General features: G+C 48.5%; 9 protein-coding genes. 5 read left to right on the top strand and 4 right to left on the bottom strand.

The window, feature by feature from the left end; all coding sequences use genetic code 11:
* Positions 1-3 precede the first annotated feature (3 nt).
* The 4 genes from K0335_RS15630 to apbC all read right to left on the bottom strand — a co-directional run bounded on the left by K0335_RS15630 (position 4) and on the right by apbC (position 3,163).
* On the bottom strand, positions 4-687 hold the full coding sequence (locus tag K0335_RS15630; protein WP_046076684.1) for a fimbria/pilus periplasmic chaperone: 684 nt from the start codon (positions 685-687) through the stop codon (positions 4-6).
* Positions 688-737: 50 nt separating this feature from the next.
* Positions 738-1,271: a fimbrial protein YehD gene (gene yehD, locus K0335_RS15625; RefSeq protein ID WP_219393912.1), complete on the bottom strand. Its 534-nt coding sequence runs from the start codon at positions 1,269-1,271 to the stop codon at positions 738-740.
* Positions 1,272-1,555: 284 nt separating this feature from the next.
* Positions 1,556-1,837 carry a DUF2574 family protein gene (locus tag K0335_RS15620; RefSeq protein ID WP_160194121.1) on the bottom strand — a complete coding sequence of 94 codons (282 nt, stop codon included), beginning with the start codon at positions 1,835-1,837 and terminating at the stop codon, positions 1,556-1,558.
* Between the two features lie 216 nt (positions 1,838-2,053).
* On the bottom strand, positions 2,054-3,163 hold the full coding sequence (apbC, locus tag K0335_RS15615) for an iron-sulfur cluster carrier protein ApbC (RefSeq protein WP_104919435.1): 1,110 nt from the start codon (positions 3,161-3,163) through the stop codon (positions 2,054-2,056).
* A gap of 167 nt (positions 3,164-3,330) precedes the next feature.
* Between apbC and metG the strand changes: the two genes are divergently transcribed.
* From metG to K0335_RS15590, 5 genes are all read left to right on the top strand, one after another.
* Positions 3,331-5,364 carry a methionine--tRNA ligase gene (gene metG, locus K0335_RS15610; protein WP_219393920.1) on the top strand — a complete coding sequence of 678 codons (2,034 nt, stop codon included), beginning with the start codon at positions 3,331-3,333 and terminating at the stop codon, positions 5,362-5,364.
* Positions 5,365-5,505: 141 nt separating this feature from the next.
* Complete coding sequence (locus tag K0335_RS15605) at positions 5,506-9,303, top strand: DUF4132 domain-containing protein (protein WP_219393910.1); 3,798 nt, start codon at positions 5,506-5,508, stop codon at positions 9,301-9,303.
* Between the two features lie 12 nt (positions 9,304-9,315).
* Positions 9,316-13,080, top strand: coding sequence for a DUF4132 domain-containing protein (locus tag K0335_RS15600; RefSeq protein ID WP_219393908.1), 3,765 nt, complete (start codon positions 9,316-9,318; stop codon positions 13,078-13,080).
* Between the two features lie 12 nt (positions 13,081-13,092).
* Positions 13,093-16,842 (top strand): DUF4132 domain-containing protein, encoded by a 3,750-nt coding sequence (locus K0335_RS15595; protein ID WP_219393906.1) that lies wholly within the window; start codon positions 13,093-13,095, stop codon positions 16,840-16,842.
* A 9-nt stretch (positions 16,843-16,851) separates the two neighbouring features.
* A complete protein-coding gene (locus K0335_RS15590; protein WP_219393904.1) occupies positions 16,852-20,496 on the top strand; it encodes a DUF4132 domain-containing protein in 3,645 nt (1,214 codons plus the stop codon).
* Positions 20,497-20,524: the final 28 nt, after the last annotated feature.

The following is a 20,524-nucleotide window of genomic DNA, read 5'->3' as shown; positions in this document are numbered from 1 at the left end:
CTATTATTTTACATTGATATTATTGCTGATGTAGTTGCCGTGGTCGTCAATAACCGTAACTTCATATTGTCTTTCCGCTGCAGATTTCATATTTATTTTTTGCACTGATAAAGGTGCCAGCATAATTGTTTGATCATTAATTTTAACTCTACCTGCTTTGACATCTGTAACTGTAATCCAGTTAGCCGTATCATTTTTCAGCGTCACCAGCTTGTCACTACGATATACAGCCAGTTTATTAAAAGACAGCTTATTCACAGGTGCGATATTTTTCGGCCGCCAGATAAGTTTGATCCGATTTTGCATTGCAAACTTAAGTACATTTTTGCCATCATTTTCTGGATTATTAGGCGGGATATCCAGAACATTAAGATAAAACATGCTTTCTTTATCTGCTGGCAATGTCGATGCTAATTTCTTAATTTTCAACTGCTGCCCGGATGATGCTGGCACGCGCGCGACGGGCGGCGTCAGCAGAAACGGAACTTCAATTTGTTCCGGTGGCAGGGACGTATTCCCATCATCAATCCACGACTGAACCAAAGATGCATGATCACTTTGATTCATCAGTTGAACAATAACTTCTTTTTTTTCTTCCGGGTAAATAACCCGTGTGCCATAAATAACAATGCCAGCATGAGCAGGAAACATTGCGCTAATTAATATTATTGTGGTTAGACGTTTCATATTCACGCGCCTTTGAAAAAGGCCGGCGACGAGAGTCGCCGGCAAAGATGTTAATCAGTAACAACGGTCAGGGTTAATGTTGAATTTACATTACCCGATTCAACTGCTGCATCAGTATTACGGGCATAGCGAGCGAGGAAATTAAGTTCGTAATCACCCGTGCTATTTTTTTCCAGACTTACACCAGTTTGCGGATCAACTTTTGTATTAGTATCACCATGGTAAACGGCAAAACCTACACCTTTTGCATCACCGTTATTCAGCGTTATATCATTGTTATCAAATTGCGTTGCAGAAAAGGTAATACGCGGTGTTTTATTAGCCTCACATTTTATTTTTAACGGGACCGCAGTACTATTGGTTACGCCATCATATACACCACCTGCTGGAAAACCATTAATTTTATCCGCGCCCAATTCGTTCAAAATAATTTCCGCACTATTACTACCAATAAATTCACACGTTGTACCTACAATTTTACCTTTTATTTCCAGCTTGCCTTGATCCTGTGTATCAGCAGCAAAAACACCAGCGCTCATAACTACGGCAGAAATAACGGTAGCAGCGATAATTGAACGTTTCATATTTAATTCCTCAGTAGATTTAATTTTTGGTTTTGAGAATCTTTATCTCTTGAAACAAAATTCTCACATCACGTTAGTTACCGCAATGTAAACACATTGTTTTATTGATTTAAAATAATTTACATAATGCAATATAGATTTAACAAATATGTTAATGTGAAAACATTATTAATCTTTATTGTTAAAAACAAAATTCATTTGTTATTTATTTTTTTAATGAATAAAAAATAAGAAATCATTCATCAAAATGATTTCTTATTGAGGAAATGAAAGTTTTGGAGGCATTAATCGTAACTGCTAAGGATAATTTTCCGTTTTCCATCTTCAGGTACAGCCAAAACCTCTGTCACGACGCCTCTCACCGCAGTGATTACACTTTGCTGTAGGGTAAAGTGGCGTGTCATTTTTCCACATTCTTGCGTGAAATGACTGCTGACTACATCAACACTGCATGTTGGCGGGCTTATTTTGCCTTGAATAGAAAGTGTAGCTTCTTGAGAAGCGGAGACTGGCGCAGCGATGCCATAAACCAGAACGATAATGCCGAATGGCAAGGGGGTCTTCATTTAACGTTATCCCTGTAGTGAAAATGGTCACTCTGCAAACTGCATACAAAAGCAACTATAGTCGTACATCCATTAATCGACCAACGACTGAGAATATTCAGTCATTTTTCATCAATCAATTTGCAGCGTAATTTTTAGGATTAACGCCCGGCAAGGCAGCAAAACGAAACACCGCGTCAACATTACATTGACGCGGTGGGAATAATAGAGAGGAAATCAAAGAGCGCGGAAGGCAATTTCGCCAGGGATCACTTCTCCCTGCCAATAAAGCTGGGCTGCAACGCGGTCAGCCAGCTGGCGGTAGATAGCGGTAAATTCGCTCTCCGGACGGCTGATAACTGTTGGCGTGCCTTTATCGAGATCTTCACGTAAGGAGATGTGTAACGGCATCTGCCCCAGCAGCTGCGTGTGATATTTCTCAGCCAGTTTCTCTGCACCACCGGTACCGAAAATAGGCTCATGGTGACCGCAGTTACTGCAAATATGCACACTCATGTTCTCGACAATACCGAGCACCGGAACTTCGACCTTCTCGAACATCACAATGCCTTTTTTCGCATCGATCAGCGCGATATCCTGCGGCGTGGTGACCACTACTGCCCCGGTCACCGGAATGTTCTGTGCCAGTGTCAGCTGGATATCACCGGTGCCTGGCGGCATATCAAGCACCAGATAGTCGAGATCTGGCCACAAGGTTTCCTGCAACATCTGCATTAACGCCTTGCTCGCCATCGGGCCACGCCACACCATCGCGTTATCATCAGTGACCAGATAACCAATCGAGTTGGTTGCCAGGCCATGAGACATAATCGGCGCCATGTGGGTGCCGTCTGGTGAAGTCGGACGCTGATTTTCTGCACCCAGCATGGTTGGGATTGATGGGCCGTAGATATCGGCGTCCAGAATGCCGACTTTAGCCCCTTCTGCCGCCAGCGCCAGTGCCAGGTTTACCGCCGTGGACGATTTACCCACGCCGCCTTTACCGGAGCTCACCGCGATAATGTTCTTCACGCCGCTAATACCCGGCTGATTCTTCACGCGTTTCAGAGTGGCGATGTTATGCGACAATTTCCAGTCAATAGCTTTCGCCCCGGTGATACGCAGCAACTCGGCGCTACATTGCTCTTTTAACTCTTCGAACGCGCTATGCCAGACAAACGGCATAACCAGTTCCACATGCAGCGTGTCGTCCATCCAGGCGACATGGTGCAACGCTTTCAGCGTGGTGAGGTTATGCTTGAGGGTTGGGTGCTGAAAATTGGCCAGTGTCCCGGCGACCATTGCGCGCAGGGCTTCTGGTGATTTGGCCTGGGATTGTTCGTTCATCCCGACTCCTTATTTATAAAGATAACTTATCGCTATTAGTTTACCTGAAGTTAACAGCTAAGTACTTACCTAATAATGCATCATAAGATGCTTGCACAGGACTTACGTAACCATGCCCCATTTGGTACTATCTAAGCCCTTTTCACTACAAAGAAGTAATGCCTACTATGACTCAAGTCGCGAAGAAAATTCTGGTGACGTGCGCACTGCCGTACGCTAACGGCTCAATCCACCTCGGCCATATGCTGGAGCACATCCAGGCTGATGTCTGGGTCCGTTACCAGCGAATGCGCGGCCACGAGGTCAACTTCATCTGCGCCGACGATGCCCACGGTACACCAATCATGCTGAAAGCTCAGCAGCTTGGTATCACTCCGGAGCAGATGATTGGCGAAATGAGTCAGGAGCATCAGACTGATTTCGCAGGCTTTAACATCAGCTATGACAACTATCACTCGACGCACAGTGAAGAGAACCGTCAGTTGTCTGAGCTTATCTATACTCGCCTGAAGGAAAACGGTTTTATTATAAACCGCACCATCTCTCAACTGTACGATCCGGAAAAAGGCATGTTCCTGCCGGACCGTTTTGTGAAAGGCACCTGCCCGAAATGTAAATCACCGGATCAATACGGCGATAACTGTGAAGTCTGCGGCGCAACATATAGCCCGACTGAATTGATCGAACCGAAATCGGTGGTTTCTGGCGCTACGCCGGTAATGCGTGATTCCGAACACTTCTTCTTTGATCTGCCTTCTTTCAGCGAAATGTTGCAGGCATGGACCCGCAGCGGCGCGTTGCAGGAGCAGGTTGCGAACAAAATGCAGGAATGGTTTGAATCCGGCCTGCAACAGTGGGATATCTCCCGCGATGCGCCTTACTTCGGTTTTGAAATTCCGAACGCGCCGGGCAAATATTTCTACGTCTGGCTGGACGCGCCGATTGGCTACATGGGTTCCTTCAAGAATCTGTGCGACAAGCGCGGCGATACCGTAAGCTTCGATGAATACTGGAAGAAAGACTCCACCGCCGAGCTGTACCACTTTATCGGTAAAGATATCGTTTACTTCCACAGCCTGTTCTGGCCAGCCATGCTGGAGGGCAGCAACTTCCGCAAGCCGACCAACCTGTTTGTTCACGGCTATGTAACGGTGAACGGCGCGAAGATGTCCAAGTCTCGCGGCACCTTTATTAAAGCCAGCACCTGGCTGAATCATTTTGACGCTGACAGCCTGCGCTACTACTACACTGCGAAACTCTCTTCGCGCATTGATGATATCGATCTCAACCTGGAAGATTTCGTTCAGCGTGTGAATGCTGATATCGTCAACAAAGTGGTTAATCTGGCGTCCCGTAACGCGGGCTTTATCAACAAACGTTTTGACGGCGTGCTGGCAAGCGAACTGGCTGACCCGCAACTGTACAAAACCTTCACTGATGCCGCTGAAGTGATTGGCGAAGCGTGGGAAAGCCGTGAATTTGGTAAAGCAGTGCGCGAAATCATGGCACTGGCTGACCTGGCTAACCGCTATGTCGATGAACAGGCTCCGTGGGTGGTGGCGAAGCAGGAAGGCCGCGATGCTGACCTGCAGGCGATTTGCTCTATGGGCATTAACCTGTTCCGCGTACTGATGACTTACCTGAAGCCGGTACTGCCAAAACTGACCGAGCGCGCAGAAGCATTCCTGAATACAGAACTAACCTGGGATGGCATCCAGCAACCGCTGCTGGGCCATAAAGTGAATCCGTTCAAGGCGCTGTATAACCGCATCGATATGAAGCAGGTTGAAGCACTGGTGGAAGCGTCTAAAGAAGAAGTGAAAGCCACTACCGCGCCAGTTACTGGCCCACTGGCAGATGATCCCATTCAGGAAACCATCACCTTTGACGACTTCGCTAAAGTTGACCTGCGCGTGGCGCTGATTGAAAACGCAGAGTTTGTTGAAGGTTCTGACAAACTGTTGCGCCTGACACTGGATCTCGGCGGTGAAAAACGCAATGTCTTCTCCGGCATTCGTTCTGCTTACCCGGATCCGCAGGCACTTATTGGTCGTCACACCATTATGGTGGCTAACCTGGCACCACGTAAAATGCGCTTCGGTATCTCCGAAGGCATGGTGATGGCTGCTGGTCCTGGCGGGAAAGATATCTTCCTGCTAAGCCCGGATGCCGGTGCTAAACCGGGTCATCAGGTGAAATAATCCCCCCTTCAAGGCGCTGCATCGACAGCGCCTTTTCTTTATGAATTCCTAAAGTTGTTTTCTTGTTTGTTCAACGCTCTTAATTTTTTACATTAACTGATAGCATCCGCTTATAACTGGATATAAATACAGGGAACGCGGATGAAGAGTTTTATCTATCAGGACGAAAAATCACATAAATTCTGGGCGGTGGAGCAGCAAGGTAACGAGTTGCATATCAGTTGGGGAAAAGTTGGTACCCAAGGGCAAAGCCAGGTAAAAAATTTTGCTGATGCTGCAGCAGCGGAAAAAGCGGAACTGAAGCTTATCGCAGAGAAAACGAAAAAAGGCTATGTGGAAGACGCTTCGGCAAACGTGCATATCTCCCCCGTCACCAAAGTCACTCCTGAAGTTGAAACTTCACCTGAGAGTAAAAACAAACGCCTATGGCTGGCTGATGATGCAGCCATTCCGCTAACCGACGATATTAACCGATTTGCTTTTCCACATCGCTCTCGCCCCAGAGATATCAATTATCTGCACAAAGATGGTCAAATATGGAAGCGCATCGCGAATAACACCAGGGCATATGACCCCGACAACAATTACCGTTCTTATCCAGAAAACTGGCAGCAGGCTTTTGCTGAGGTACAAATGCGAATTCTGGGTAATAACCAGACAGGGAGTGCGCAATCTGATGCGGCATTGCTCTGGAGTTTCTGGAATTCTTACTCTGCAGATGAACTGGTCGATGACTTAATCATTCGCTGTGGTCTGGAAACTACCGTTGAAATCGCCCTTCTCGCTCTTCAACTAAAATATAAATCAGTAAAAGGCGTCGTCACGACCATTATTCCTCCAGATCACGAAGCAGAATCGCTACCGAACTGGCATCAACGTCTATGCCATCATCTTTCACTCGCTTCAGAAAATGAGTGGCAACGCTGTGTGGATAAAGTGCTTACTGCTATTCCGACGCTATCCCCAGCACGGCAACCTTTTGCCGCGTTACTGCTCCCTGAACGCCCGGATATTGCCAATGCTATGGCTCTACGCTATGCAGACCAAAACGTTCTGGCGATAACCTGGTTAAGACTGGTAGTAACCGATGATATAGCTCTGACTACAGCAGAAAAATACGACTTCCCACCGTTGTATCGTGATTTTCGCGCTTATCTGGCAATGTTGCTGGCAAATAATGGGGGGCGCGGTGTAAGCCGGATACTTACTGAGTTTGTGGAAGAGCATTCTGACAATCCCACTTATCTCTTCGAGCGCATCAGCGAGACTGAAGATCTTGTCAAATGGCTATGGAAAACGAATCACCCGGATGCGATTCAAATTCTGATCCTCGGTGTAAATGGCAAGAAAAAGCACCTGGAATACTTAAGCAAAGCCTGCCAAAAACATCCCGCTGCGGCTATTGCCGCTTATGCTACTTTGCTGGCAATACATGAAGATGCACAGTGGCGCAACGCGCTTGTCAAACTGGTTACCGTCACGCCAGAGTTAGTACGCGACGTCATTCCCTGGGTTAATGCTAAAGCGGCAGGCATCTTATCTGAATGTCGTCCTCAGTCAGTAGCAAAAGAATGTGAGTATGCCACTGCGGATATGTTGCCAGAACTGCTTGTCGCTCCACCGTGGGCAATAAATAAGAAAAAGAATGTAATACCCGTATTTGATTTACCGGTACTTCCCATCCCTTCCGTCACTGACATCACACCTGGAATTACAGAGTTAATCAGTCACACTGACATATCCAGATTCAGTGAAATCGCGAAATATCAGGCATCACAGCAAACCTTATTTACCAATCTGCCACTAATTGAAAAGGAAAGCTGGGAAACGTCTTTCATCCCTTTAACGCCAGAACAGCAAATCCTTTGGCGACTGGGGTTTAAGGAATGGAGCAGAACCGGAGAAGAACAATACGAAAAAAAAATAATACCACAAAGCGCAGTTGAGGCCCTGTTACGTTTCGATTTCCCCGCGCTGAAAGCAGAGTTTGCGCAATACCATAATAAAGGAAGCAGACACTGGCAGTTGTACGCGCTCTGCTTCCTACCCACTCAGCATGCTATTTCTTTTCTCAATCAAATAATTAATGAAGAGCAATTCTCCGGCGAGAGAGAAATTCTGGCGATTTTTGGTGATGCGGCCATTCCTGCGTTTATGAAATGTCTGCAACGTAAGCCACAACAGTTGTGGATATTCACCCTTTTCCTGGGCGTCAGCGAATTAGCATTACCGATGGCGCAGCGATTACAGAAAAAAATGTCTTATGAAGATGCCCGAAAATGGCTGACTAACTTCCCACACCATGCCGCCGCCGGGCTACTTCCTGTGGCACTGGGTAAACAAGGAAAAGATCGTGATTGTACCCGCCAGGCGCTCCGCCTGCTAGTGAAATTAAACCAGCGAGAAACGATTGAGAAAATCGCGCAAGGATATAATCAACCTGATGTTTTAGCTGCGCTGGCAACATTATTTGATAGCGATCCTCTGGAAGAATATCCTGCAAAAATCGCCCCACTGCCCGGCTTTTATCAGTTCACCTTATGGCGCAGACCGCGGCTTAAAAGTAACAACCTTCCTCTGCCCGATGACGCTATGCGCCATCTCGGCACAATGTTGAGCTTTCCACGCGACATTACCTCCTACGCTGGGCTGGCGATCATCAAAGAGACCTTCACCCGGGAATCACTGGCTGACTTTGGCTGGGATCTCTACACGGCATGGATGGAAGCTGGCGCTCCCGCAAAAGAAAACTGGGCATTTACCTCGCTGGGGATTTTAGGCAATGACGACACCGCGCGTAAACTAACCCCGCTTATCCGGGCCTGGCCGGGTGAATCCCAGCATAAACGCGCGGTTTCTGGGCTGGATGTGTTAGCCAGTATCGGTAGCGATATTGCGCTAATGCTGCTTAATGGCATTGCGCAAAAGATTAAATTCAAAGCATTGCAGGAACACGCCCGCGACAAAATCAATATGGTCGCCGAAAATCGCGGACTGACAATGGCCGAACTAGAAGACCGCCTGGCACCGGATTTAGGGCTTGATATCAACGGCTCGCTGACATTGGATTTCGGCCCCCGCAAATTCACCGTTGGTTTTGACGAAACCTTAAAACCTGTAGTGCGCGATGCAAACGGCAAACTCCTGAAAGATTTACCTAAGCCCAACCAGAGCGATGATAAAACACTGGCAACTGACGCGGTTAACCTCTTCAAACAGTTGAAAAAAGACGTTCGTGCTATCGCCAGCCAGCAAATTACCCGTCTGGAACAGGCTATGTGCCAGCGCAGACGCTGGACGACAGAGCAGTTCCGCCTGTTCATGGTGGAGCACCCACTGGTACGTCACTTAACCCGACGACTGTTATGGGGGGTATATACTGAGGAAAACACGCTGATTGCCTGCTTCCGGGTCGCAGAAGACAGCACTTACAGCGATATGCAGGATGAGCTATTCACGCTACCAGCAGGAAACATCGGTATTCCGCATATGCTGGAAATCCCCCCTGAATCTGCCGCTGCATTCAGGCCAATTTACGCTGATTACGAACTGCTTCCCCCCTTCCAACAGCTCGATCGTGGTAGTTATCGTCTTGCTGATAATGAACGGAATACCCACGAACTGACACGCTGGAGCGGACGCCTTTGCCAGGCAGGGCGCATTGTCGGGCTAGAGCGCCGAGGCTGGCAACTTCTGGAAGAAAGCGGCAGCGTCTATGCGATGCGCAAATCTACCCCTTATGGCGCTCTCGAACTTGAAACAGAACCTTTTTCATTAATTTATGGCGAAACGGGGTATAGCGACCTGCTGCCTGTCGAAAGCGTAAAAATCACCGCCCCTTATGATCGCTATGGTAAGCAATCCTCACCCACTTTCTCCGTGCTCGACGACATCACCGCCAGCGAGTTGATTAACGATGTTGAATCACTTTTTGATTAAAAGGACTTTGCAATGAAAACCTATATTTATCAGGACGAAAAATCACATAAATTCTGGGCAGTGGAGCAACAGGGAAACGAGCTGCATATTAGTTGGGGCAAAGTTGGTACCAACGGGCAAAGCCAGGTAAAAAGCTTTGCTGATGCTGCGGCGGCGGAAAAAGCGGAACTGAAGCTGATTGCGGAGAAGGTGAAGAAGGGGTATGTGCAATCGACTGGCGAAACAAATGAAATTGCTAACTCTTCTTGTGAGAATGACTTCACAAATCAAAGCGAACACACTCCGGTAACGCCTCGCGGGGCCATTCCTCCATGGATATCGAACAGCGATCCTATCATCGTTGATACCGATAGATTTTTTAGCAACAGAAACTTCCCATCCAACAGTGTCCATACATTTACTAAAGATGTCTCATTGTGGTCACTGTTATGGGAAAGCAAACATGAGGAGCACTATTTTCTCGCGCAACTCCAGCGCTTTGATGCGAGTCATTGTCACCCGGAATGGCAACAAGGCCTGCAAGAAGCAATTTTACGTATTCAGCAGAAAAATACTGCCGGATCAACTTACTCAGATGCCCTGTTTTTGTTGGTAAAGATCCTTATGGAGGATGAGAGTAACGCTAAAGATGTTATGGATTATCTTGTACAACATCACGGTGTGGAATATGTCACTGAAGTCGTGTTGTTGTTACAGAAAATACAAATGTCAGATGATAAAAATGAAGATCCGGAAAATAGCGAGGCGCTGAAAACATGTCTCGCTCACGTTCGCTGGGAATTCTTATCAACAAACTCCATTGTAGATTCTGTCCCTCAAATTACCCTAACCAACACGATTTCCGATTTACGTTATAAGAATGGTTTCAGCGTTATTGACCTCCATTTGCGAAATCATCTTTCTCTGGCTGATAAAGAAACATGGTTAAGGTGTGTGGAAAAACTTATCACTGCTTTACCGAATATGGCACCGCGTAAACGCCCCTTAATTGGTTTTTTATTGCCTGAAAAACCAGAATTCGCTAATCAAATAGCGCGTGAAATTTGTCTTGAGAATTATCCGGAAGCGGAATGGTTGGCTGTTGTCGCTACTGATTTACCAACAGAGTTATTACCAGGAAATCACTGTAAACTCAATTTATTCAGTGAATGGTGGATGGCACGTATATGCGCTGCAACACTATTACGTGAGCAAGGATTAAAAGCACTTCCTCGGTTAAAATATTGCCATACAGAGCATGGATATTTTAGACATATTAATCACCCAATGGCAATTGCGTTATTAATAGAACAAGAAAGCATTGAGAATGTTGAATACTCGGCAAATTTACATCAGGAAGCCGCAATCTATGCACTGACCGCAACGCTTGTTAAAAAAAATAATTCACCCTGGCTACGGTTACTGGAACAAATTATTTTTGGCAACGCAGCAGTCTTACATTCTACGCTCACCTGGTTGAGTGAAGAACAGAAACAACTCTTACTGAGTTATTTTCCTCAATTGCATGCTAAAGAAGAGATAGCCACTGCTTGTGAGTTACCTGGCATAATAACTAATCCAATTTGGCTGAAGAAAAAGAATAAATCAGCCACGACGATATTTACATTACCCGTATTGCCTCTGGAGTCCATTGGCCCCAAACCTCATCCACAACCCGAAGCAGAAATACCTTCTACTGCTGAAGTCTTACGCCGCCTGGGATTCAGAAGCGGAGCATTTGATGAGAATAATCCTGATCGAGAAAGATTCGATATTAAATGGGGCGTAACCAAAACGGCCATTCGTCTGCTGGAAACGGAAGATTATGAATCGTTGTTAAATACTCGACCAAAGTATGATTATGAAGGTTTTATTACCTTTTATGTATCCATACTCACTCGTCTACCAGCAGAGAAAGCGCTCTCAATCTGGAATGGACTCTCACACATGCACCTCGTGGGTGCTGAAAAAGTGGTTGAGCGTTTTGGTATATCTACAGTACCGGGTCTGTTGCGTTATGCCCAGGTCAATCCTAAGGAGGCAATTCCCCTCGCCGCTCAATTCGGTGCAACTGAAGTTGCGATGATGATGGCTCGCGCATTTTGCCAGTTAAAATCCGTACGAGATGTCGCCGAATATTGGCTCACCACCTACCCGGAACATGCCATTACCGGGCTGCTACCCATTGCGCTGGGTAAACCAATTAAAGAACAACAAGATGCCCGGATGACATTACGTTACCTGGTCAATAATGGTCATCTCGCGTTACTTAAAAAAATTGCCAGTCGTTACCAACAACCTGAGGTAATGACTGCGCTGACCGACTTTTTAGCCGCAGATCCGCTGGAAAACTATCCGCAGAAAATCGCCAAACTCCCCACCTGGTGTTCGCCAGAAGTATGGCACCGCCCGCTTCTGCGCAGTAATGGCAAGGCACTTTCAGATTCAGCCATCCTGCACCTGTGCACCATGCTCTCTTTCCCCCGTGAAGCCACCCTTTACCCAGGGATTACACAGGTAATCGAGGCCTGTACTCCGCAGTCTCTCGCCGATTTTGCCTGGGATCTCTTCCTCAGTTGGGAATCGGCCAGTGGCTCCGCTAAAGATAACTGGGCGTTTACTGCGCTGGGGATTCTGGGCAACGATGACACCGTCCGCAAACTCACCCCGCTCATCCGCGCCTGGCCTGGAGAATCCCAGCATAAACGCGCCACTGTCGGGCTGGATATTCTTGCTGCTATCGGCAGCGATATCGCGCTGATGCAGCTTAACGGCATTGCGCAAAAGCTAAAATTTAAAGCCTTGCAGGATCAGGCTAGAACTAAAATCGCCCAGATAGCCGAAAGCCGCGAACTCACCGTCGCAGAGCTGGAAGACCGGCTAGCGCCCGATCTTGGTCTGGACGAAAACGGTTCGCTACTGCTGGATTTCGGCCCACGCCAGTTCACCGTCAGCTTTGATGAATCCTTAAAACCGTATGTGCGTGATGCTTCCGGCAGCCGTCTGAAAGACCTGCCCAAACCAAACAAAAGCGATGATGAAACACTGGCTGAGGAAGCGGTAAATCGCTACAAATTGTTGAAAAAAGATGTCCGCACGGTAGCTGCACAACAGATTTCGCCTCTGGAAGCCGCCATGTGTCTGCGTCGCCGCTGGACAGCAGAACAGTTCCGTCTGTTTCTTGTTGAGCATCCCCTGGTTCGTCATATCACCCAACGTCTGATGTGGGGCATTTATGACGCTGATAATCAGCTTATTTCCTGTTTTCGCGTGGCAGAGGATAGCAGTTTTAGCGACGGTCAGGATAACCCGTTAACCCTTCCGCAGGGCAACATCGGTATCCCGCATGTGCTGGAAATCCCGACCATGCAGGCTGCTGAATTTGCCCAACTGTTCTCTGACTACGAACTCCTGCCACCGTTCCGTCAACTTGATCGCCCCGGGTCTGAGCTCTCTGATTCAGAAAAAAGCAGCGGCGATTTGCAGCGCTGGGCTGGTCGCCAGGCAGCGAGTGGGCGCGTCGCCGGGCTGATGAATAAAGGCTGGCAACGGGGCGATGTTCTGGATGGTGGCGGCTATTACTCATTTTATAAAGCTGTGGATGGTGGCTACGTCGAACTGAGTGTGACACCCGGCTTCTGTGTTGGATTGCCCGTCACCGAAATCAGCGATAGCCAAACAATTGACCACATTCATTTGTACAAACAGACGTCGCACAAATCGGTTTATCCCTTCTCCGTGCTCGACGACATCACCGCCAGCGAGCTGATTAACGACATTGAATCACTGTTTGATTAAAAGGATTTAACAATGAAAACCTATATTTATCAGGACGAAAAATCACATAAATTCTGGGCAGTGGAGCAACAGGGAAACGAGCTGCATATTAGTTGGGGCAAAGTTGGTACCAACGGGCAAAGCCAGGTAAAAAGCTTTGCTGATGCTGCGGCGGCGGAAAAAGCGGAACTGAGGCTGATTGCGGAGAAGGTGAAGAAGGGGTATGCGGAAGAATTATCTTCGCCATCCCAGCCCGCAATCAAAATAGAAACGGTCGAAGTAGATACAACTGGCGTGGCAGAAACCACAGTCGTATTTGACCAAAGTATGGTTGTTGAAGCTGCTGAGACACCATGCCCGTGGCTGGCAGATGGTTCCACTATCCATTTATCAGAGAAAAAGTCTCTGGAGGCCTTACCTTCCCGACGTTTTCCTGGGGATGCTGTAAGCAAACCACAAGACAGCCTCCTTCTGAATTTAGGCCAGAATATTCATAATCTATCAGGAAAATTAACAACATACGATTTCAGTGCATGTTCTGCTAACTGGCAACAGAATATCAATGAAGCTCTCGCTAATGGTCCACTTTCTCCTGCTGCGTTGGCTGTACAGGTTGTTCTGGTTTCGCGTAAATTCTGGGGCGAATGCCCTGAACTCATGGATGAAATTGTCTATGTCTACGGACTAGAATTTGCCGTGGATATGTTTATTGCCATGCAATATATCTCGTTCGATTGCACTTATCACAGAACAAGCATACACATTACTTTTCAGCCATTATTAAACCATGCACATTGTGTTACCCCCTTTGACGTTCGACTGCGTAAGCATTTGGCTCTAGCAGAAGAAACTTTGTGGCAACGCTGTGTAGATAAATTCATTACAGCTTTGCCTGATATTCCTCCCATTCAACAACCGATGGTAGCGCTAATGCTACCGGAACGCCCGGAGATTGCAGAAGAAGTCACACGACGGTTACTGAAGCAGAAAAATATTCAAACTGTTGAATGGCTGAAACTTGTTGTACAAGAATCTTCCTTGCTCAAAGCACTGGAATCTTATTGCGCGTACGACCTTTTTAATGACTATTACCATGGTTGCATCTGGAATGTCACCGTTTTGCAGGAGCAAGGGATTGCCGGAATCGCTCGCTTCGCCCCCTATGCTTATGCTGATCTTTGTGGAAGTATTCTCGCAGAGATCAATCACCCACAAGCATTAATGCTACTTATACGTGTGTCTGGCAAAACTAAACGCTGCCATGAACGAATGACTAAGGCTTGCACTGCGTTCCCACACGCAGCACTGGCAGCACTGGCGGAACTTCTTGCGCAAAAAGAAGAGAATAGTTGGCGCATTATGCTGATGACGATGCTTATCTCGCGACCGGCACTAGCAGAACAGGCTACTCCCTGGCTCTCAACACCCGCAGTTGCAGTGCTGAGATCATGCCTGCAACAACTGACACAGCCCTCAAACCATGCCAGCGCCGATCTACTGCCAGCCATATTAGTCTCACCGCCCTGGCTTTCGAGAAAGAAAAAATCTGTAATGCCGGTATTGGATTTAACGCCATTACCGCTGGAGTCATGCTGCACATTGACCGAGACGGCAGAAAAAGAGATTCATGCAAGGCATCGCTGGCACGCACATCAAATAGACATCGGCCAAAAAGAGGATATTCAGAACTACCTGGCACGTCTGGGTTTCAATCGCTGGAATAATGGCCAGTATATGAAAGCGTCTGATGCTGTTGTAGAACTCTGGCAGAGGGGAGATTATTCTGCGCTGATCAGCGAATTTAAAACCTTCTGGCACTCCTATCAACGGGAATGGCAGCTTTACATGTTAGCCGCCCTGCCTATCGAAAAAACAGCGCAGGCGTGGAATGTCCTCAGTAAAGAGCCACACGTCGGTGTCGAGTTTGTCATGACGCACCTGCAACTCGCTGGGTTACAGGGTTTTATTCACTCCTTTTCACGCTATCCACAAGAAGCTCTGCCTGTAGCACAATATTTTGCGGCTATCGAATTAGCGCCACTGATCGCCCGCGCCTTCAACAAACTCAAAACCCTACGACAAGACGCCCGTAGCTGGCTGCTGAAATACCCGGAACACGCCATTACCGGCCTGCTGCCCGCGGCGCTCGGCAAAGCCGGTGAAGCGCAGGACAACGCCCGCGCTGCCTTGCGTATGCTTACAGAAAACGGTCATCAGCCATTATTGCAAGAAATCGCCCGGAGTTATAACCAGCCGGAAGTAACAGACGCGGTGAACGCTCTGCTTGCGCTCGATCCCTTAGATAATCACCCGACAAAAATCCCCACTCTTCCGGCCTTTTATCAGCCATCGCTCTGGACGCGCCCGGTATTAAAAGCAAACATCCTATCACTGCCAGATAGCGCCCTCTTCCACCTCGGTGAAATGCTCCACTTCCCTCAGGAAGATACGCTGTATCCGGGGTTATTACAGGTGAAAGACGCCTGTACTGCCGACTCACTGGCTGAGTTTGCCTGGGATCTGTTTACCGCCTGGCAGACCGCTGGCGCACCGTCGAAAGAAAGCTGGGCGTTCACTGCGTTAGGTGTTCTCGGCAACGATGATACCGCCCGCAAACTGACGCCTTTGATTCGCGCCTGGCCTGGTGAATCCCAGCATAAACGCGCCACCGTCGGGCTGGATATTCTCGCTGCTATCGGTAGTGATATCGCCCTGATGCAGCTTAACGGCATCGCCCAGAAACTGAAATTCAAAGCATTACAGGAGCGGGCAAAAGAAAAAATTGCCGACATTGCCGAGAGCCGCGAACTCACGGTGGCGGAGCTTGAAGATCGGTTAGCACCGGATCTCGGTCTGGATGATAACGGTTCGTTGCTGCTGGATTTCGGGCCACGGCAGTTCACCGTCAGCTTTGATGAAACCTTAAAACCGTTTGTGCGTGATGCTTCCGGCAGCCGCCTGAAAGACTTGCCTAAACCGAACAAAAGCGATGATGAAACCCAAGCGAACGATGCAGTTAACCGCTACAAACTGCTGAAAAAAGATGCGCGTACCGTTGCCGCCCAGCAGGTGGCAAGGCTGGAATCCGCCATGTGCCTGCGTCGCCGCTGGTCACCGGAAAACTTTCAGCTCTTCCTGGTTGAGCATCCGCTGGTTCGCCACTTAACCCGCCGTCTGATTTGGGGCGTTTATAGCACCGAAAACGAGCTACTGGCCTGTTTCCGGGTGGCAGAAGATAACAGCTACAGCACCGCTGACGATGATCTTTTCACCCTGCCGGAAGGCGATATCTCTGTTGGCATTCCTCACGTTCTGGAAATATCACCCACGGATGCTGCCGCCTTTGGTCAGCTTTTTGCCGACTACGAACTGCTACCGCCGTTCCGCCAGCTCGACCGTAACAGTTACGCCCTGACAGAAACCGAGCGCAATGCCAGCGAATTGACCCGCTGGGCAGGCAGAAAATGCCCGAGCGGTCGGGTTATGGGGCTGTCGAATAAAGGCTGGGTGCGTGGTGAACCGCAAGACGGAGGCTGGATCGGCTGGATGATCAAACCTCTGGGCCGCTGGTCATTAATCATGGAAATCGATGAAGGATTTGCAGTTGGTATGTCGCCAGCCGAACTCAGTGCCGAGCAACTCTTAAGCAAGCTGTGGCTATGGGAAGGCAAAGCAGAAAGCTATGGCTGGGGGATTAATTCAACACAGGAAGCGCAGTTCTTCGCACTCGATGACATCACCGCCAGCGAGTTAATTAACGACATCGAAGCCCTGTTTGAGTAAGGAAAGAGCATGGACAAGGAATTACCGTGGCTGGCGGATAACGCCCAACTGGAACTGAAATATAAAAAAGGCAAAACACCACTCAGCCATCGCAATTGGCCGGGCGAACCGGTGCCTGTTATCACTGAAAGCCTCATCCAGACACTGGGTGATAAATTGCTACACATTGCTGAGAAGAAAAAAAACATTGTCTGGCGTTATGAAAATTTTTCACTGGAATGGCAGTCCGCCATCACGCAGGCCATCAACTTGATCGGCGAGCACAAACCCTCAATTCCTGCCCGGACAATGGCGGCGCTAGCCTGTATCGCGCAAAATGATAGCCAACAGTTACTCGACGAAATCGTCCAACAAGAGGGACTGGAATATACGACTGAAGTGGTGATTGCACGCCAGTTTATTGTACGGTGTTATGAGAGTGATCCTCTGGTAGTAACATTGCAGTATCAGAAGGAGGACTATGGCTATGGTTATCGCTCAGAAACCTATAACGAATTCGATCTCCGATTGCGTAAGCATCTCTCTCTGGCAGAGGAAAGCTGCTGGCAGCGTTGCGCCGACAAACTCATTGCCGCACTGCCAGGAATACCCAAAGTTCGCCGTCCTTTTATTGCACTCATCCTCCCGGAGAAACCAGAAATCGCCAATGAGTTGGTAGGCCTTGAATGCCCGCGGACTCATTTTCATTCTAAGGAGTGGTTAAAAGTTGTTGCTAATGACCCCAGAGCGGTGAGAAAACTCGAACGCTACTGGAGCCAGGATATATTTAGCGATCGCGAAGCCAGCTACATGTCGCATGAAAACCACTTCGGCTACGCGGCCTGCGCTGCCCTTTTGCGCGAACAAGGAATTGCAGCCGTTCCACGCCTCGCGATGTATGCCCATAAAGAAGATTGCGGTAGCCTGCTGGTACAAATTAACCATCCGCAAGTTATTCGCATCTTGCTGTTAGTTGCCGATAAAAACAAACCCAGCCTGCAGCGTGTGGCTAAATACAGTAAAAACTTTCCCCATGCGACGCTCGCCGCACTGGCAGAACTACTGGCGTTAAAAGAATCCCCTGCGCGCCCTGGTTATCCTATCATCGAAGACAAAAAGCTGCCTGCACAGCAAAAAGCACGTGATGAATACTGGCGTACGCTGTTACAAACGCTGATGGCATCGCAGCCACAACTGGCAGAAGAGGTGATCCCGTGGTTAAGTACTCAAGCCCGGGCAGTGGTGAATAGTTATTTATCGGCTTCGCCAAAACCGGTTATTGATAGCACCGATAACAGTAGTCTGCCTGAAATCCTCGTTTCACCACCGTGGCGTGGCAGAAAAAAGACTTCCTTAACTCACTTTTCGCTACCTGAACTTACGCTTGTACCGCAAGCGTACAGGTCGCCGAATAAACACTGGACGCCGGAACAGCAAACTGCAATTGACCATTTTAGCGCCATGTCTTTTGACGAACGTCTCGTAAACAGAGGGGCAGATACCTTCTTGCGGGAATTAGGTTTTGAAGATCACAGGTGGAAGTTTAATGAGTTTATTCTCAAAGGACAGTTGGATGCTCTGGATACCGATCAACTAGAGACACATACTTCAGTAGGAAGATTGCTCAATTATCAGGCAAAACAGACTGAAAATAAACACTACCGGGAAGAGGCCGCCAGCGCATTACTGGCACAAGATAGCGTTGCGTTGATGGAGGGGTGGCGAACTTTCCAACGCAAATTTAATTACACTGATGAAAAGCGTTGGGGAGTGTGGAACCTGTACCTTATCGCGCAAATGCCACGCGAAATGGCGGTATCGTGCTGGCAACAAATTGTCGCGGCTGATTTTCATTACACCGGGGTGGAATATCTGTTAAGTGTGCTGGGTACCGATGCTTTGCCCGGTTTAAGCGCCGCCTTTGCCCGACATCCCAAAGAGATATTTCCGCTGCTGATTCATTTTGGCGCAACAGAACTGGCGTTACCCATTGCCCGCGTCTGGCATCGTTTTGCAGGCCAGCGTAATCTGGCTCGCCAGTGGATTTTACAATGGCCGGAGCATACGGCTACGGCGCTGATCCTATTAATCTTTGCCAGGTCTGGCGATAACAGCGAAGCGGCACTCAATGCTCTGCGTTTACTGTATGAACAAGGACATGGCGAATTGCTACAAACTGTAGCCAATCGTTGGCAGCGTACAGATGTATGGCCTGCCCTGGAGCAATTACTTAAACAGAGTCCAATAGAGATTTACCCAGCACGCATTCCAAAAGCTCCTGATTTCTGGCATCCGACAATGTGGTCCAGACCACGACTTATAAATAATAATCAACCTGTTACTGATGATGCTCTGGAAATTATCGGCGAAATGCTGCGCTTTACCCAGGGCGGACGTTTTTATTGTGGGCAGGAACAACTGAAAACGTTCTGCCAGCCACAAACGCTGGCCGCTTTTGCCTGGGATCTCTTCACCGCCTGGCAACAGGCTGGCGCCCCCGCAAAAGACAACTGGGCTTTTTTGGCGTTAAGTCTCTTTGGTGACGAAAGCACGGCTCGGGATCTGACAACACAGATCCTCGCCTGGCCACAGGAAGGCAAATCTGCCCGTGCCGTCAGTGGCCTGAACATACTTACCCTGATGAATAATGATATGGCGCTGATACAGCTGCATCATATATCGCAACGGGCGAAATCCCGTCCCTTACGTGATAACGCGGCGGAATTTCTTCAGGTGGTCGCAGAAAATCGTGGACTAAGCCAGGAAGAGTTAGCGGACAGATTAGTCCCAACACTGGGCCTGGATGATCCGCAGGCGTTGATATTTGATTTTGGACCCCGGCAGTTTACCGTTCGCTTCGATGAAAACCTCAACCCGGTTATCTTTGATCAGCAAAACGTTCGCCAGAAAAGTGTTCCCCGGTTGCGCGCCGATGACGATCAACTGAAAGCGCCCGAGGCACTGGCCCGACTAAAAGGGCTAAAAAAAGATGCCACTCAGGTGAGCAAAAACCTGCTCCCGCGTCTTGAAACTGCCCTACGCACCACCCGACGCTGGTCGCTGGCAGATTTTCATTCTCTGTTTGTTAATCATCCCTTTACTCGCCTGGTTACTCAGCGATTAATATGGGCGGTTTATCCGGCAAATGAACCGCGTCGTTTACTCAACGCCTTTCGTGTGGCCGCAGAGGGGGAATTCTGCAACGCACAAGATGAGCCAATTGACCTGCCTGCGGATGATCTGATTGGCATTGCCCACCCGTTAGAAATGACAGCAGAAATGCGCAGTGAATTTGCACAGGTTTTTGCCGATTACGAAATTATGCCGCCTTTTCGCCAGTTGATGCGGCGCACAGTGCTGCTCACACCTGACGAGTCAGCCAGTAACAGCCTGACTCGCTGGGAAGGTAAATCCGCAACCGTTGGGCAACTTATGGGAATGCGATACAAAGGCTGGGAGTCAGGTTTTGAGGACGCATTTGTCTATGACCTGGGCGAGTACCGGCTGGTCCTTAAATTTTCACCCGGTTTTAACCACTACAGTGCTGATAGCAAAGCGCTAATGAGCTTCCGTTCTCTTCGAGTGTACCGTGACAATAAATCTGTCACTTTTGCCGAACTCGATACGTTTGATTTGAGTGAAGCGTTAAGCGCACCTGACGTCATTTTCCATTAAAACACAGCGGGCAGTGATGCGACTGCCC

Origin of the sequence: Escherichia sp. GZ89 (assembly GCF_019366485.1) — a bacterium.
In the GTDB taxonomy this organism is placed as follows: domain Bacteria; phylum Pseudomonadota; class Gammaproteobacteria; order Enterobacterales; family Enterobacteriaceae; genus Escherichia; species Escherichia fergusonii.
This window is presented reverse-complemented; position numbering and strand designations above follow the sequence as displayed.

Bases quoted from the DNA above. Each gene is read 5' to 3' on its own strand.
- K0335_RS15605 (WP_219393910.1), top strand. From the start codon at position 5,506: ATGAAGAGTTTTATCTATCAGGACGAAAAATCACATAAATTCTGGGCG.
- K0335_RS15630 (WP_046076684.1), bottom strand. From the start codon at position 687: ATGAAACGTCTAACCACAATAATATTAATTAGCGCAATGTTTCCTGCT.
- K0335_RS15590 (WP_219393904.1), top strand. From the start codon at position 16,852: ATGGACAAGGAATTACCGTGGCTGGCGGATAACGCCCAACTGGAACTG.
- metG (WP_219393920.1), top strand. From the start codon at position 3,331: ATGACTCAAGTCGCGAAGAAAATTCTGGTGACGTGCGCACTGCCGTAC.
- apbC (WP_104919435.1), bottom strand. From the start codon at position 3,163: ATGAACGAACAATCCCAGGCCAAATCACCAGAAGCCCTGCGCGCAATG.
- yehD (WP_219393912.1), bottom strand. From the start codon at position 1,271: ATGAAACGTTCAATTATCGCTGCTACCGTTATTTCTGCCGTAGTTATG.
- K0335_RS15620 (WP_160194121.1), bottom strand. From the start codon at position 1,837: ATGAAGACCCCCTTGCCATTCGGCATTATCGTTCTGGTTTATGGCATC.
- K0335_RS15595 (WP_219393906.1), top strand. From the start codon at position 13,093: ATGAAAACCTATATTTATCAGGACGAAAAATCACATAAATTCTGGGCA.
- K0335_RS15600 (WP_219393908.1), top strand. From the start codon at position 9,316: ATGAAAACCTATATTTATCAGGACGAAAAATCACATAAATTCTGGGCA.